11 protein-coding genes and 1 pseudogene are annotated in these 14,856 nt (G+C 61.7%); 7 read left to right on the top strand and 5 right to left on the bottom strand.

Annotated elements, in window-relative coordinates; translation table 11 throughout:
* Nucleotides 1–62 precede the first annotated feature (62 nt).
* The 3 genes from E3T34_RS11660 to E3T34_RS11650 all read right to left on the bottom strand — a co-directional run bounded on the left by E3T34_RS11660 (nt 63) and on the right by E3T34_RS11650 (nt 5,488).
* On the bottom strand, nt 63–1,382 hold the full coding sequence (locus E3T34_RS11660) for an ABC transporter substrate-binding protein (protein ID WP_241976919.1): 1,320 nt from the start codon (nt 1,380–1,382) through the stop codon (nt 63–65).
* 83 nt (nt 1,383–1,465) lie between these two features.
* The gene (locus tag E3T34_RS11655) at nt 1,466–4,135 is read right to left on the bottom strand and encodes a carbohydrate binding domain-containing protein (protein WP_370327559.1); all 2,670 of its coding nucleotides are present in this window, start codon (nt 4,133–4,135) and stop codon (nt 1,466–1,468) included.
* A gap of 489 nt (nt 4,136–4,624) precedes the next feature.
* Complete coding sequence (locus tag E3T34_RS11650; RefSeq protein ID WP_134343072.1) at nt 4,625–5,488, bottom strand: LacI family DNA-binding transcriptional regulator; 864 nt, start codon at nt 5,486–5,488, stop codon at nt 4,625–4,627.
* 109 nt (nt 5,489–5,597) lie between these two features.
* Here E3T34_RS11650 and E3T34_RS11645 point away from each other — a divergent pair, with 109 nt between their 5' ends.
* The 5 genes and pseudogenes from E3T34_RS11645 to E3T34_RS16565 all read left to right on the top strand — a co-directional run bounded on the left by E3T34_RS11645 (nt 5,598) and on the right by E3T34_RS16565 (nt 11,260).
* Nucleotides 5,598–6,887, top strand: coding sequence for an ROK family transcriptional regulator (locus E3T34_RS11645; RefSeq protein WP_198411498.1), 1,290 nt, complete (start codon nt 5,598–5,600; stop codon nt 6,885–6,887).
* On the top strand, nt 6,880–8,421 hold the full coding sequence (locus E3T34_RS11640) for a carboxylesterase/lipase family protein (protein WP_166785896.1): 1,542 nt from the start codon (nt 6,880–6,882) through the stop codon (nt 8,419–8,421). The genes E3T34_RS11645 and E3T34_RS11640 overlap by 8 nt, the downstream gene beginning before the upstream one ends.
* 95 nt (nt 8,422–8,516) lie before the next feature.
* Complete coding sequence (gene manA / locus E3T34_RS11635; protein ID WP_166785895.1) at nt 8,517–9,689, top strand: mannose-6-phosphate isomerase, class I; 1,173 nt, start codon at nt 8,517–8,519, stop codon at nt 9,687–9,689.
* 696 nt (nt 9,690–10,385) lie between these two features.
* A pseudogene (locus E3T34_RS16570) lies at nt 10,386–10,772 on the top strand (SDR family oxidoreductase); the annotation flags it as partial.
* 236 nt (nt 10,773–11,008) lie between these two features.
* Nucleotides 11,009–11,260, top strand: coding sequence for an SDR family oxidoreductase (locus tag E3T34_RS16565; protein ID WP_241977403.1), 252 nt, complete (start codon nt 11,009–11,011; stop codon nt 11,258–11,260).
* Nucleotides 11,261–11,292: 32 nt separating this feature from the next.
* On the opposite strand, the gene E3T34_RS11625 is transcribed toward E3T34_RS16565, so the two are convergent.
* Complete coding sequence (locus E3T34_RS11625; RefSeq protein WP_134343069.1) at nt 11,293–12,171, bottom strand: alpha/beta fold hydrolase; 879 nt, start codon at nt 12,169–12,171, stop codon at nt 11,293–11,295.
* A gap of 220 nt (nt 12,172–12,391) precedes the next feature.
* Here E3T34_RS11625 and E3T34_RS11620 point away from each other — a divergent pair, with 220 nt between their 5' ends.
* Nucleotides 12,392–13,606: an MFS transporter gene (locus E3T34_RS11620; RefSeq protein WP_134343068.1), complete on the top strand. Its 1,215-nt coding sequence runs from the start codon at nt 12,392–12,394 to the stop codon at nt 13,604–13,606.
* Nucleotides 13,607–13,697: 91 nt separating this feature from the next.
* Nucleotides 13,698–14,126, top strand: a complete 429-nt coding sequence (locus E3T34_RS11615) for a GNAT family N-acetyltransferase (RefSeq protein ID WP_134343067.1) — start codon at nt 13,698–13,700, stop codon at nt 14,124–14,126.
* A gap of 69 nt (nt 14,127–14,195) precedes the next feature.
* On the opposite strand, the gene E3T34_RS11610 is transcribed toward E3T34_RS11615, so the two are convergent.
* Nucleotides 14,196–14,489 carry a CPBP family intramembrane glutamic endopeptidase gene (locus E3T34_RS11610; RefSeq protein ID WP_166784743.1) on the bottom strand — a complete coding sequence of 98 codons (294 nt, stop codon included), beginning with the start codon at nt 14,487–14,489 and terminating at the stop codon, nt 14,196–14,198.
* Between the last annotated feature and the right edge of the window lie 367 nt (nt 14,490–14,856).

The following is a 14,856-nucleotide window of genomic DNA, read 5'->3' as shown; positions in this document are numbered from 1 at the left end:
ATGCGGTTGAAGGTGGGAGGAAACGGGCGGCCCGCTGCTAGGCGGACCGCCCGTCGAGTCGTTTATTCGACGACGGCGGCGCGGGCGGTAGCCCAGCGCTCGTTCAAGTCATCGAATAGTGACTTCTTGTCGCCGTCTCCCGCGCCGCGGGCGGCGTCAATGAGCCCCTGGCGGTAGGAGTTGCCGAAGAGGTCGATCTCGGCCTCGTTGGCGATATCGGTGATGACGGCCTCTTTGCCGACCGGGTCCGGAGCGAGCTCGAGGTACTCAACGCCGATCTCGGTGAAGTCGGAGAGGGTATCGGGAGCAGCGGCGTCGATGACGGGGCTGATCGCGCCCTGGCTCGCGGCGAATCCGGACTCATCTGTGAACCAGTCGACCCAGGCACGGGCAGTGGCCTTGTTCTCGGAGTTCTTGTTGATCGCGAGGAATTTGTCGGACGCGGTCACCGAGGTGAACGTGCCGTCCTGCGCCCAGGGCATCGGCCAGAAGCCAATGAGGTCGCGCGATTCGCCGGCCTTTTCTGCCGCATCCTGCATCTGCGCGACGGCCCACGAACCAAGAACCATCGAACCGATCTTGCCGGTGGCGAGGAGGTCTTTGGATTCCTCCCAGTTGGTAGTGGTGGGGTCATCCTCGCTGAGGCCAGCCGCGACCGTGTCAAAGAGCAGACCGTCGATGTTGAACTGGTCGTTACCTTCCGTCCAGGGGGCATCGTCAGCGATCATCTGGCTGCGCACGTCGGCGCCCTGAACGGTTCCGAGATTGCCCTCGATCGTGGCCAGTGGCCAGCCGTCCTTGTAGTTGGTGTAGTAAGGAGTGACGCCGTTGTCCTTGATTTTCTTCAGAGCCGCCAGGTATTCGGCCTCCGTCGTTGGGGGACTTGTTATGCCAGCATCTGCCCAGACATCGCGGTTAAAAACGTAGCCCATCGCTGAGCCGAAGGTGGAGATGCCGTAGGCGGTGCCGTCGAAGGAGCCTTCGTTGGTGAAGCGGTACTTCTTTGCCAGGTCTTCAGTCGAGCCGAGAGGCTCAAAGTAGTTCGCGAACTTGTCTTTGGTGACGTTTGAGCTGGGGATGAGCAGAACGTCGCCGAAATCCTTGGAGTTGAGGCGGATCTTCGTGTCGCCCTCGTAATCGGTGAGAGCCTCGAACTTCACCGTGGTACCCGGATACTTCTTCTCGAAGGTCTCGGCATAGTCGGCGAAGGTGGTGTCAACGAGGTCGGTGCGGTTGGTGAGCACGGTGATCTCGCCGGCCGGTTCTCCAGAGTCGTTGGCTGCGGAGTTGCCGGTGCATCCGGTAAGGGCAAGTGCGGCCGTCACAGCGATGGCCGTAGCGCCCATCAGTGCGTTTCGTCGGGTGTGTGGCGTGTGTTGCACGATGATTCTCCTTGGTTGGCCGTCGCCGTCATCGGCGCCGGGGCGTTCGGATTGATGTACAGAGGGGTAGAAGCAGGTTGGTGTTAGTGGGCGACCACGACGGTGGTGATGTCGTCGATAGTCATGGTTCCCGTGCCAGTCCCGTTGATATACAGCGCGAACTGGGTGACGGAGGTGAGGTCAAGATCGGCCTGTGGTGCCCACGACGGTGGCGCGAAGTCAGTGAAGGGGATATTGACTGTCTGTGGTCCGTTAGTCAGTGGCGTCACAGACGCTTCCCAGTAGGCGCCGTTCGCGACGAACTGCACTGAGAGGGAGTTGCTGACGTCGGCATCGATGTTCAGGGTTAGACCGGAGTATCCCCACCAGTTTTGTGCGCCGCTAAAGGTCTTTACAGTGCCGGCGTAGCCCGCGGTACCCAGATCGTAATCGAACTGAGCAGCCCTGGTGCCGTTGGCGTCGTTCGCGGTGAGCGAGAGGTTGATTGCGCCGCCACCAGCATTTCGGACGTAAGCGGCCTGCAGGTCCGAATCAGCTGCGTAGTCGTCGAAGTCGTCGACAACTGTGGGTTCAGTGGGTAGGGCTGCGGTAAAGAAGTCGCGCCGTTCTGACGCTGTCGATCCGGCGCCATTCACCGCGGTCACCTGCCATGAGTAGGTGGTCTCCGGGTCCAGCTCGAGAGCCGGCCGATATCCCGTCGCGGTTAAGCCGGTTGCGGACGTAACGGGCGTACCGGGGGCGTTTGTCTTCCAGAGCTCGAACCGGTAGTAGGCGGCGGAGACGGCGGATTCCCAAGAGAAGGCTGGTGTGGCGGTGACCGATGCCGCGGCGGCTGCGGGAGTTCCGAGCTCCACCGCTCCGGGTGCAGTCAGTGGTGCTGCGTTGGGAGAGTAGATACTGACCGAGCCAATCTGGGGGGTCCAGATTTCGCCCGCGAACTGGGGCCAGGAAACTCGGAGATGGTTGACGCCCGTCAAGTCCTCGACACTGTAGGTGTAGGGCTTCCAATTTCCAACACCGGCGCGCGTCTGCGTTTGCAGAGTTGTCCAGGTAGACCCATCGGCGGAGCCCTCGACCGTGAGCGCGGCCACGGCTTGGTCGGGCCAATACCACGCGTCGATGTCGGCGCCGCTGATGTCATCAAACGCCCAGGAGAGACTTGCCAGGTTACTGCTGTCGCGTTTCACCCGTGAGGTATCGCCGCCGAATGATGTCGGGTTGCTGCTGTCGAACGAGAGGTTCCCGTTGTGTTGCGCAGTCTTCGAGAAGTCGTTCAGGGGGTCGAACAATGCGATAGTCACTGCTGCGCTAGTGATGGTGGCGCGTTCAACCTTGCCGTTGCCCTTCCAGCTCAGGCGAACGGCGTCTCCGGAGAGACCGTTCGCGATCACGAAGCGGTGCCCTGCTCGCACCACGTTTTTGGTAGGAACGTCAGTCCAGTTGACTCCATCGACGCTCGTGGACACGACGACAGATTTAGAATCGGTGACCTTGAACGTCGCGCTGAGGAGACCATCGCTCTCCCAGGTGATGCTGGCGGTGCCGCCCTTTGTGCCTGCGGCAACGCCGCCGGCAGGTGTGGCGAGGATGTCGGTCCCGTCGTGTGTGGAAGTAAGTGACCAGCTTTCAAGCGGGTCGACGAGGACAGCTCCTTCATTGGGTGCCGCGACCGCGTCGGAGGCAGTCCGGCGTCGGTCATTGGCGTCGACCGGGATCACCCGGTAGGCGGCACCATCCGGAGATTCGTAATCGGTGACGGGTGACGCTGAGGCGGACACCGGCCCGTCAGTCACGTCGGCCCATTTTCCCCCGTCGGTTGAACGCTGCACGATGTATCCGGCAGCACCCGCTGTCCCGCGCCAGGCGACCACGTTGATACCGTAATTCTGATCGATTGTGGTTATGAGAGGAATGCCGACTTTGAGACGACCCGGCTCGCTTCCTGTCGCGGCGCTGTAGTGCTGGATGGCGGCGACGTTTTCTTTCGCCCGCTCCAAGTCTCCCGGATAGTGAAGGGTGAATCCGTCGTCGTGCTGGACCTGGCCGCCGCGGTCGTTGTTGCCGAAGAGCGACCAAAAGAACATGCCAGAGACGTTCGGATCGGCGGCCGCGGCATCCAGGAGTTCTCCGGTGGCGGCCGTGGAGGCGTACTCGCCCGCGATGTAAATCTTGCCGGCGGCAGCAACGACTGCGGCGTCGGCGGAGACACGCTCGGCCGTTGGAGGGTAGTAGTGAACGTCAACGATGTCGAGGTCGGGGGCCGCGAGGGTGTCCGGGTCAATGTCGAAGCGGCGACCCGCTGCGACGAGCTGCTGCGGAGCCCGATCCTTAATATGGGCGACCTGGCTGTTGATCCAATCGAGGGTCATTCCCTCGAGTTCGTTGCCGAGCTCCCAGGCCATGATCGTCGGGTCGTCAACGAAGCGTGTACCGGTGATCGAGTTGGTGTGCGTCAGGATGTGGTCTACGTAGTCCTGGTAGGCGGCGATGGCGGATGGGTCAGAGTAGAACTGGTCTGCGTTAAGCCCGAGCGGAGTTGTGAAATCGCGGTGGCCTCCGTGGTAATACTCCCACTCGTCGGTCAGAGGTAGCACCAAGCGGATGCCCAGTGTTCCGGCGTAGGCCACGGCAAAGTCAATGGTGCGGAAGGCCTCATCGTTGTACTGACCGAGTTTAGGCATGAGCGCCAGCGGATCTGCATTGTCCTGACTGGTGGACGTGGTCATGTGCGAACGCACCACGGTGATGCCCATCACAGCGGCGGTATCCAGTGCGTCCTTGATCCGGAAGAACGTCGGGTAGTCGACTCCGCCGACGTTTTCATCGAGACCGAGCCAGTAGATGTTGGTTCCGCTAGCGCGGAATTGCTCGCCATCGAGGGTCAGAGAGCTTCCATCGCGTTGCACGAAGGCCTTGTTTTCGTTCTTCCAGTCGGACCCCTTCTCGGTGGCGCCGGCGGGAGCGGCTACGACGAGGGACGCGGCGGTAATCGCAACGAGAGCTAGTCCCGCAATGGATGAGCGATGTTGCTGCCGCGGTGACGCGGACTGGTGGGTGGCAGATTTCATGTTTTGCCAGGGCTCCTTCGACCGGGGACGTATCTGTTGCCGAGCGGTCCGAGCGAGTGCACGGTGCTGTGGCGTAACCCATGGTCGCGGATTGGTTAGCAGGAGTCAAGAACATATATAAATTACTTATGTAATACTTTTTGAGGAGGTATCTTCATGCAAGAGATTCGACGGCTAGCTCGAAACGTTCAATATCGGCGCCCCGGTCGATTCGCGGGCGACGACTACCACCGGGGGACTCGCGATGGATTGCCCCGAGACCGAGACAATCTCTTCGAGCAGTCCCTGACCGGCGAGCATTCCGATGACCTGGACATCATGCGATACCGCCGACAGCGAGGGCTCGCTCAGTTGGCATTGCGCGGAGTCGTCCCAGGCAAGCAGGGAAAGGGCACCTGGAACCGAGATCCCCAGCTCTTGCGCCGAGTCCAGCGCACCGAGCGCCATCAGATCATTGTCAAGGATGGCGGCAGTCGGTGGCTTCTTGTGCCTGATCAGGGCGCTGATGCAGCGCCCGCCGGATTCGCGGGAGTAGTCACCGTTTTGCTCGATCGGTTCGATACCAAGACGTGCGCATTCGTTGAGGAAGACGTCGCGCCGGATTTGGCTATGCAGCAGATTGGCGGGGCCGCCGACGTGAGCAATCCGGATATGGCCGAGTCCGGCAAGATATTCGACGGCATCGCGCATGGCCATATCGTCATTGGTCCATACGGCTCGAAAGCCCGGAGCTGCCGTGGGCGGGCCAACGACAATCGCGGGCAAGCCAAGCGAGTGGACCAGCTGGGGTCGAGGGTCGTTGACAGTGAGGTCGACAAGAATGACGCCGCTCACTTCGCCGTCGGCGCTCCATCGGCGGTACGCCTTCGCCTCCGCTTCCGTATCTGGAAGCACATTCAAGAGAACCGAATATCCTGCAGGTCGCACGGCCCGCTCCACGCCCGCAATGAACTCATGGAAATACGGCTCTGCGCCCATGATCTCCGTCGCCCGAACGAGGGCGAGGCCGATCGGGCGCAGCAAGGGGAAATCGCTCACGGGGTCCTACTTTCGGTTAGACATCTCCAGCGTAGGTGCCTCATGCACTCATGCCGCCGCAGCAGCAGTCGGCAGAATGGTGACACACCGGTTGCCAGAGGACAGACCGGTGCGCCTGCTGCTTTACCGTACGCTAGCGAGCAGATCGAGAGGAGAAACGATGGCTCGTCCTGAGGCCACAGCGGCGGCGCCGGGCAGCCGGGCCCTAGTTGTCGACTTGATCCGCTCCTCCGGTCCGATTAGTCGTGTCGAATTGACTGCGGCGACCGGGTTGACGCAGCCGGCGATCTCTCTGATCGTGCGCAAATTACTGACCGACGGAATAGTCCGTTTAACTGGATCCACCGCAACCGGCGGTAAGCCGCGCCAGATGCTCGAGATCAACGCCCGTGCTCGCATCGCGGTCGGCATTCAGCTCGCTTTCGAGGCCATTACCCTCGTGGCCACCGACACCGCGGGTGGCGTCATCGCACGCCAGCAGATCGACGGTGCGGCACTGGACCCGCCAGAGGAGGTCACTCGCCGCATCGTTCGCGGGTACGAAAACTTTGTACGCGGGAGCGGGCTGGACCGAACCACGATTGCCGGCGCCGCCGTCGTCGCCCCGGGGCCGATCGACCAGAAAGCAGGACGAGTGCTTGGCCCTCCGACGCTCCAACATTGGCGGGACTTCCCGCTGCGCGAGGAAATCGGCTCCGGGATCGGTGTCCCCTTACTCGTCGAGAACGACGCCGCTGCGGCGGGGATAGGCGAGTTTTGGAGCCGCGGCGTCTCCCGGCACGAGACTTTCGGCAGCATATACATCGGGTCGGGAATTGGTGCCGGGGTCGTGCTCGACGGGGCGTTGTACCGGGGTGCAAGCTCCAACGCGGTTGAGATCGGTCACGTAACGGTCGTTCCCGGCGGTCGCGAGTGCTTCTGTGGCAACATCGGCTGCCTGGAACGCTACGCCGCCCCATCGGCCGTGGTCAAGGAAGCAGCGGAGAATAAGCATGCATTCGACGACCTGGACCTCACCTTCGAAATCGAACGGAATGCCCGCGAGTTCGACGTCATAGGACTCGCCGCCATCAACGGACACGCTGCAGCCGGCAAACTCCTACAACGATCCGCGGCGTACCTGGCCGAGGGCGCCGTGACTCTGGCGAATCTATTCGATCTCGACGCCCTCATATTGACTGGACCCGGCGTCGCCATCGCCGGGTCCATTTACACCCGCGTCATCAGAGCCCGGCTCGAGTCGCAGAGATTCGCCCGCCGCGCACATCCCATCAGCGTCGAACTCTCTGCAAATCCGCGCGACGCGGCCGCCATCGGCGCGTCTTCATTGGTCCTGCAAAGCACGCTGTCGCCCGGACACGGACCAGTCCTCCATCAATCAGCCATCGACCGTGGCTGACTCCACAGCTTCGCTAGTCCACACACCAGACGGTATTCTCCGCGGCCGCGTCGTCACCACGCCCGACGGTGTAGCGGCTGCGTTTCGCGGTATCCCGTACCGCGTGGCAACCCAACGGTTCCGACCCGGACGTCTCGTCGAACCGTGGAAAGGCACTCGAGACGCCATACAAGCCGGACCAGCTTCGCCCCAGCACGTCGACGACCCTGGCGGGCTACTCATCAATGAGCGCGACTGCCTGAACCTGAACGTCTGGACGCCTGATCCGTCGGCGCACAAACTGCCTGTGTTCGTCTGGATACACGGTGGCCTGCACATCTCCGGGTCTAACGCCGACCCACTTCGCGACGGTGTACGCCTTGCTGCGTCTGGCGGAATCGTCGTCGTCTCAATCAACTATCGCCTCGGCGCCCTGGGATACCTCACTCTCGACCACCTGCTCGGTCCGGACTACAGCCAATCCGGCAACCTCGCGCTGGTCGACATCATCTCCGCGCTCGAATGGGTGCGCGACAGCATCGCCCAATTCGGCGGTGATCCCCTTAACGTCACCGTCGCCGGCCAGTCCGCGGGGGCGACCATGGTCGCCACCCTTCTCGCATCACCACGCGCGGCAGGGCTGATGCGCCGCGCCATCGTCCAAAGCGGAGATCCCGAACGGGTGGGCTCACGTGCCTACGGAGAGGCCGTAACCGACGAACTGCTCGATCTGCTCCACCTCGGCGGCGATCCCGCCGGCATCATCGACCTGCCGTGGTCCACTATTATCCGCGCGCAACAACACCTGCTTGCAAAGCACTCCGCCGGGCGACCCCAACCTGTTCCGGTCTTTCGCCCATCGATTGATGGGCGTCTGCTGCTGAGCAACCCTGTGGCCGCTGTCGCTGGGGGAGCGTCGGCGGCCATTGACCTGATCGTGGGAACGAACCTGAACGAGGCAAGCGGGCACGTGGATCTGCGTGAACGCGGCACACACGCGTCACAAGCAGTCCTAGATGGCTCCCTCAGCACACTGCTGTCCAAAGAACCACTCGGAGAAAGATCCCTCAGCCGATTCGAGGCTTACAGGGATGCCTTTCAACTCGACACCGGCCGCGGCGCAACACCCGCTGAACTACTCGAAGCCTGCCTTACGGACACCACATACCGCCAACCTAGCCAGCGCCTTCTTGACGCGCGTACACAGGCGACTGGCTCGACGAGGTCATATCTCTTCGTTTGGGAACAACAGGACGCAACGTGGGCTAGAGGGGCCGGGCATTCCCTCGAATTGCCCTTTCTTTTCCGCCACGTCGATGACTCGCAACGGGCCCGCGCTGAAGCGGGGCTCAACGCCCCATACTCCCTGCGCGACGTCATTAGCCAATATTGGGTCGCTTTTGCAACGACAGGTGCTCTCGACTACTGGCCAGAATACGAGCCCAACCGCCGAAGCACACTAATTCTTGACAGCCCCACCCGGCTGGCAGACGCCCCGCGTGACAATATTCGCCGACTGGCCGATGAATCGCACATGACCAAATCCCCCAGTTGAGCGCTCCGTAATCTAACGCATCGCAGATGAGCGTCCGCTTCCCTTCGCCATCCTCTCGAGTTCTCCTGGTACAACTACCGTCCCTTGGAGTCACCATGTTCAACCGAATTACCGCTACGCCGAAGACCTACGCTTGGGGGTCCACCACGGCTCTTCCGCAGCTTCTCGGCGTCGCGCCCGATGGGTCACCGCAGGCGGAGCTCTGGATGGGGGCCCACCCGGACAGCACCACCTACATCCTTGATCCTCATGCCGGCCAGCCGGCCACGCTGAACGAGTGGATCGCAACACAACCGGAGGCAGCGCTGGGCGAACGGACCCGGCTGCCGTTCCTGTTCAAAATTCTCGCCGCCGCAAAGCCGCTCTCCCTGCAGGCACACCCGTCCCTCGAACGCGCCCGAGAGGGCTACGTCGAAGAGAATCGACGAGGGGCACCGAGAGACGCCCCAGATCGCAACTACAAAGATGAATGGCACAAGCCTGAGCTCATCGTGGCCTTAGCCGATGGGTTTCAAGCACTCTGCGGATTCCGCGCTATTGACCAGTCTCTGAAGCTCCTACAACACCTTGCAGCCCCCGCAGACGCGAGGCCGTCAATCCTCATTGAGGGGTTCCGGGACCAGCTCGAAAACGTCGGGATCGAACCGACGGTCAGGGCTGTCCTCACACGTCAGCCCGCTACTCTAGTAAGGGCGCTCGTCGGCGCCTCACGATCGAACGATAGCCAGGTCTGGGCAGCCGAGGCCCAGCTATTGCTAAGCCTCGACAAGTGCTACCCCGGGGACCAAGGGATCGCGATCGCGGCCCTACTCAATTTCGTGAGCCTTCGAAAAAACGAGGCACTCTTCCTGCCCGCTGGAAACATCCACGCCCACGTTGCAGGCCTGGGCGTTGAGATTATGGCCGCCAGCGATAACGTCGTTCGGGGTGGGCTCACGAGCAAGAACATCGATGTCCCAGAGCTCTTGCGGGTGCTGGATTTCCGGCCTACACGCGTCCCGTACGTTAAGCCGGTTACCCGTGTCGACGGCTTCGTGGAGTACCACGTACCCGTTTCCGACTTCCAACTCATGAGGGCCGATGCCGGCACAACGGTCAACTTCATCCCGAACGAATCTGCCGTGGTCTTCGCGACTACTGGATCCACGACCGTCACCCAAGGCAGCAACGTTTGGGTGCTAAAGCAGGGAGAAGCCGCATACATCGCACCAGGTACAGTGCCGTTCTTGCTCAAATCAGAAGGGGACACTTTCATCGCGACAAGCTGAGCTATCGCGCCACGAAGCAGATAGGCCCGAAAATGAACACGACCCTGCGCAGCATCACCCACAATGATCGTCAACCGACCCGTTGACGATAATTACCAGGTCATGATCAGCGTGACCCGGGATATAGAAACCTAGCCGCGCTAGCCGGCCAGCGCCGAATAAAAAGTTTGGTCAGGTATCTGAACTTTATGCCTAACGCTAAGAGCTCGTTGTTGACTCGCTGGGGTCAGGGCCAATCGGACGTCGACCGCGTCGTCTTCGGGGTGGGCCGAGTCGTAATCGTCGTGCTTAGCCATTAGCTGCCGCCTCCGCTGCAGTGGTGTCATCCGGCGCTGGGATCGGCGCTGGCGTGGGGCTTGGTGTCCTGGTCGGGGTGCGGTTGATGATGGTGGTGAGGGTATCATCGCGGAACCAGCGGCCAGTGTTGACCATGATGGGTCGGCATTTGGAGCTAAAGACGATGGCGCGCCATTCGAGGAGGGAGCCGAGGGTGGCGATGTTGAGGGTGCTGACCTTGCGTTGGCGGGCAAACAGGACGATCCCATTGCTGACGAGGCCGGGGGAGAGCTAGTTTCAACTGCATGTGCGGCAGATACGTGGTTTTGTAGGGCATGACGCCCAGTAGTGAGTCCGCGCGTCAGCGGGCCAGCATCCCTTCTTCTTGCTGTTTTTCACTACACATATTGGAGTCTCCACATGCCGTTTCCCTCATTGCCCGTCCTCCGCAAGACCGCACTCGTGACGGGCGTAACGCGTCGCAAGGGCATCGGATTTGCCGTGGCCCATCACTTCGCCGAACTCGGCGCTAACGTTTTCATTCAGCACTATTCGCCCCACGACGACGAACAGCCCTGGGGAAGCGACGACCTCGGCGAGGTCCTAGTAGGCATCACATCAGCGCAGATTGCAGACGCAGTCTTCGGTGACGTAAGCCTCGACTTGGCCGTGCCGGATTCAGCCAGCCTGCTTATGGAGGCTGCCTGCGGGCTCACCGGGGGAGTCGACATCCTCGTCTGTAACCACGCCCGCAGCGGGAGCGATGGCTCCATCTTCGACATGACCCCGGAGCTGCTCGATGGTCACTGGCAGGTCAACACCCGCTCCACGCTTCTGCTGACAAGAGCGTTCGCTGAGCAGTTCTCCGGTCACAGAGACACCGCACCAAGACGTCCGGGAGAACGACCCGAGCACGCCGTCCCGGTCGACGAATTCGCGACTGGTCGAGTCATCTGGATGACGTCGGGTCAGCTCCACGGCGCGATGCAGGGCGAGGTTACCTATGCGGCAAGCAAGGCAGCCCGGGCTGGGGTCACACCAACGTGGCCAGCGAACTCTTGGCGCGGGGCATCATTCTCACCACCATCAACCCCGGACCCGTCAATACGGGATATCTGGATCCGGAAACGACGGATCGCCCGCTTGAGGAGATTCAAGAATTCGTGCGGAACACTCCGTTCGGACGTTTCGGGTTTCCCGCCGACCCCGCGCGTTTGATCGGATGGCTCTCCACTGATGAAGGCCGATGGATCGTCGGGCAGGTCCTGACGACGGACGGTGGCTTCGGACTCTAGCCAGTTCTCGGTCGGGAACCTTTTCCGGGCAATCAGCCACTCGTCGTAGCCGATTTGGACGACTGCTTGAGGAACGCGTCGATCGCTCCCCGGAAGGCAGCCGGCTGTTCGACCCACGGGTAGTGACCGCTCCCTTCGATGACCACGCATTCACCTGTGGGAAAGAGGCGTGCCAGTGCGGCCACCGGCGCTAATCCGATGAGGCAGTCCTCGGCTCCGGCAATCACCAACACGGGGGCCAACACCTGCCTCAGCCGCACCGTGAGGTCGCGCGGTGGGGCGATACTGAAATACGCCTTCGTGGCGGGCAGGCTCCATCGCCCGATGGTCGCATGGGATCGCTCTGTTGCGCCCCAGTTGGAGTATCCGGCCGGCGCCGTTTCCTGTTGCCAGGCGTTGAACCCGTCATCGTCAACCGTCTGGGGCCCCGCTTCCAAAGCTGCGAAAGCGGCTTCGAAAACCAAATCTCCGCGCCGCTTCTCGCTCAGCGTATGGGCATCGGATGGCTCATCGACGAGATAAGCCGCCGGAGGAGTGATCAGCACCAATCTGGCAACGCGGAGCGCGAATTGGGCCGCGTAGGCGATGGCCAATCTCGTTCCCGCTGAGTGAGCCACCAGGACGACGCGATCGAGGCCGAGATGGACACGCAGGTGCTCGATGTCGTCGGCTTGAGACCAGAACGACCCCAGCTCTTCTTGGTCCGGCGCGGCCGTGCGTCCGACACCTCGCAGATGGGGCACGATGAGCCGGTGCCGATCGCTGAGCCCGGCCAGATCACCAAGGTAGCTGGGGTGGCGGGCAGCTCCTCCGGCAAGGAGAATAACCGGGCATTCGTCGCCGTCACTGCCCTTGCGGCGCACGTCATCGTAGTGAAGTGCTGACCCGTCGGAGCTTTCGCAGCTTGGCATCACTCGACGGTACACGGCACACATAAGGGAACGTCTGCGCGACATCTCCGCTGGCCAGCCGGGTCGGTCAGTGTTGGTGGGCGGACGTTGGTCTGGCCACCCGTCCGCTATCGTTGCGGCATGCTCCCTATCTGTGATTGAAGACCGGGCTGACTTCTTCAGCTAGCAGGTCCTCATTCACTGCGCGCAAAAGCCGCGCCATTTCTCTCGGAGCTTAACCATGCCCGCAACGACTCTGTTCGCGACCTACGCGGATGTTCTCAGACTCAAACACGTCCCCTTTGTTTTCTCGAGCGCCCTGACCGGACGTTTCGCTTATCCTCTCGTTGGTCTGCCTCTCCTCTTCGCTATTGAACAAGCGACTCAGTCCTTTTCCGCTGCCGGTATCGCGGTCGGCGCCTACGGGGCTGGTGCCGGTTTCCTCGCACCAGCCAGAGCCCGCCTCCTCGATCGATTTGGTCGCCGCCTTGTCCTCCTCCTGCTCAGCAGCGTTTTCGGGTTGAGCTTGGTCGCTCTCGCACTGCTCACGAGCTCGGGCGCACCAGTCTGGTTATGCGTGACGGTGGCCGGCCTCCTCGGCGCGTTTGCTCCACCGCTAGGCCCGACAATGCGGGTCGCCTGGGCATCGTTGACCCCGACTCCAGTTCTCCTGAAAAAGGCTTTGAGTCTGGACGCAGTCCTCGAGGAGTTGCTCTACCTTGTCGGCCCCGCCTTGTCCGGCCTGCTCTTGGTCATCATCGAGCCGAGTACCGCCCTACTCATCCCTGCCGCACTGATTCTGGTCGGGACAGCACTGATGATGTCTTCCCCCGCGATGGCCGCGACCCCGGTCGACGCGTCACGCAGGGACGCAGCCAGCGCTGCGCCCCTGCTCACAGAACCGCGATTCATCGCGCTGCTCCTGCCGGTGCTGGCAGTCGGCCTCGTGGTCGGCACCATCTACGTTGCGGTCCCGGCCATGATTGCCACCCTCGGTAATGCCGCAGCGGTGGGGGTTGTCCTCGCCCTGTTCGCGGCCGGCAGCGCCGTTGGAGGCCTGGCCTATGGCGCTATTCACATCACGGTGTCCTCGCAGCGCCAACTCGTGATCCTGGCGATATTGTTCATCATGGCCTCTGCCGGTGCTGGCCTCGCAACGTCGACGATCTCCCTGGGACTGGTCATTTCGGCCGCTGGACTTTTCCTTTCCCCGGTCATGATCGTGGCGTATTTTGCAGCCAACGATTTTGGTGGGACGACCCGACAGACCGAGTCAACAACGTGGGTGAACACCGCTCACAACGTCGGTGCTGCGGCCGGGAGCGCGCTCAGCGGCTTCCTCGTCGAGAGCTGGAACGTGAGTTCAACTTTCCTCACCACAGCTGCGGCAGCCGCCGTCTTCGTCGCTCTCAGCGCCGGCATCTCCGCGAGACTCTGGCGACGACCCTCCGCCTAATTGAATGATTGCAGGAACGACGGGCGGGCATACTCCTTGCATTACGGCGATTGGTCGGGCGCAGTCCGCCCAAGACCGATTAGATGGGCGGATGGATTCGAACTATAGGTTCTCAGCCGACGTTGCCGATATAGACCGTGACCAAGTGCACCGCTGGATCAGCGAACAGTCCTATTGTGCGCCAAGGAGGTCACGTGCCCGGCAGGATGCAGCCATAGACGGCTCACGAAACTTCGGCGTCTACGACACCGAATCGAACAAGCAAGTCGCCTACGCGCGGGTCATCACGGATGGAGTGACTTTTGCATGGCTTTGCGATGTGTTCGTCGACCCCCAGGTTCGAGGCCGCGGCATTGGCGCTGTCCTCATCAAGGGAGTCTTGGAAGAGTTCGAGCCGCTTGGTCTGCGGCGCATCGCTCTCTCGACCAACGATGCGCACGGGTTGTATTCCAAATCAGGGTTCACCGCTTTGGGTATCCCCGAGACATGGATGGAACGAATCGGCAACCCAAGCGCTTAGTCATCAGCAGGCTTCGGGTCAAGAACACACCTATTCCCGCCTTTCAGGTTGGGTGTCAGGAGGGAACGCTCAGTGCGTCATTTCGGGTACCCGGTTAGACGTTGCTTCGCCAGCTCGTGGCATGATGCCGAAGGAGCCCTGAACGATGATGACGGCCGCAATCTCGACAAGAAGCCCGTTGCCTTGTCGGTCTCCTCCAAGGTGCATGATCGCGAAAGCAAACGATGCCAGAACGACGCCGCCCCAGCGTCCGAGAAGCGCTTCCGCCCGTGTCTGCAACCAGTACCGGTAAAACAGTTCCTCGCCCACGCCAGCGGTAAGCGCGGTCAGCGTTGCGCCAACGATTAGGTAGCCCAGGTCCACGCCTTGAAAAGTAGGGACCGCTATCCAGGGGCTCGCTTGCGAGAGGATTGTCCAGACCACAATGAGAACAATCGGCGCCCACCACTGCCAGGCCATACGGGGGCGGGCAATCTTGATATTGCGTCAAGATCTCCACACCAATGCTGCGGGTATCCCGTCCAGAATGACTACTTTGGCTGGAAAGTACCAGGCCGAGTCGTCAATTTCCGTGATGCTAGTGACCAGGGGAAAGAGGACCGCGCATACCAGGAGCGCCATGCCGCTGCGTCGAATCGCACGGGCATTAGAAACCGTAGGTTCGAGCGCTGGAGCGCTCCACGGCAGTGCACGTGTCAAGGCAATTGCGACCAAGGGAGGCACGAGCACG

The organism is Cryobacterium sp. TMT1-62, from assembly GCF_004403145.1.
GTDB lineage: Bacteria > Actinomycetota > Actinomycetes > Actinomycetales > Microbacteriaceae > Cryobacterium > Cryobacterium sandaracinum.
The sequence above is the reverse complement of the archived record's forward strand: the minus strand, read 5'-3'. Positions and strand labels throughout refer to the sequence as shown.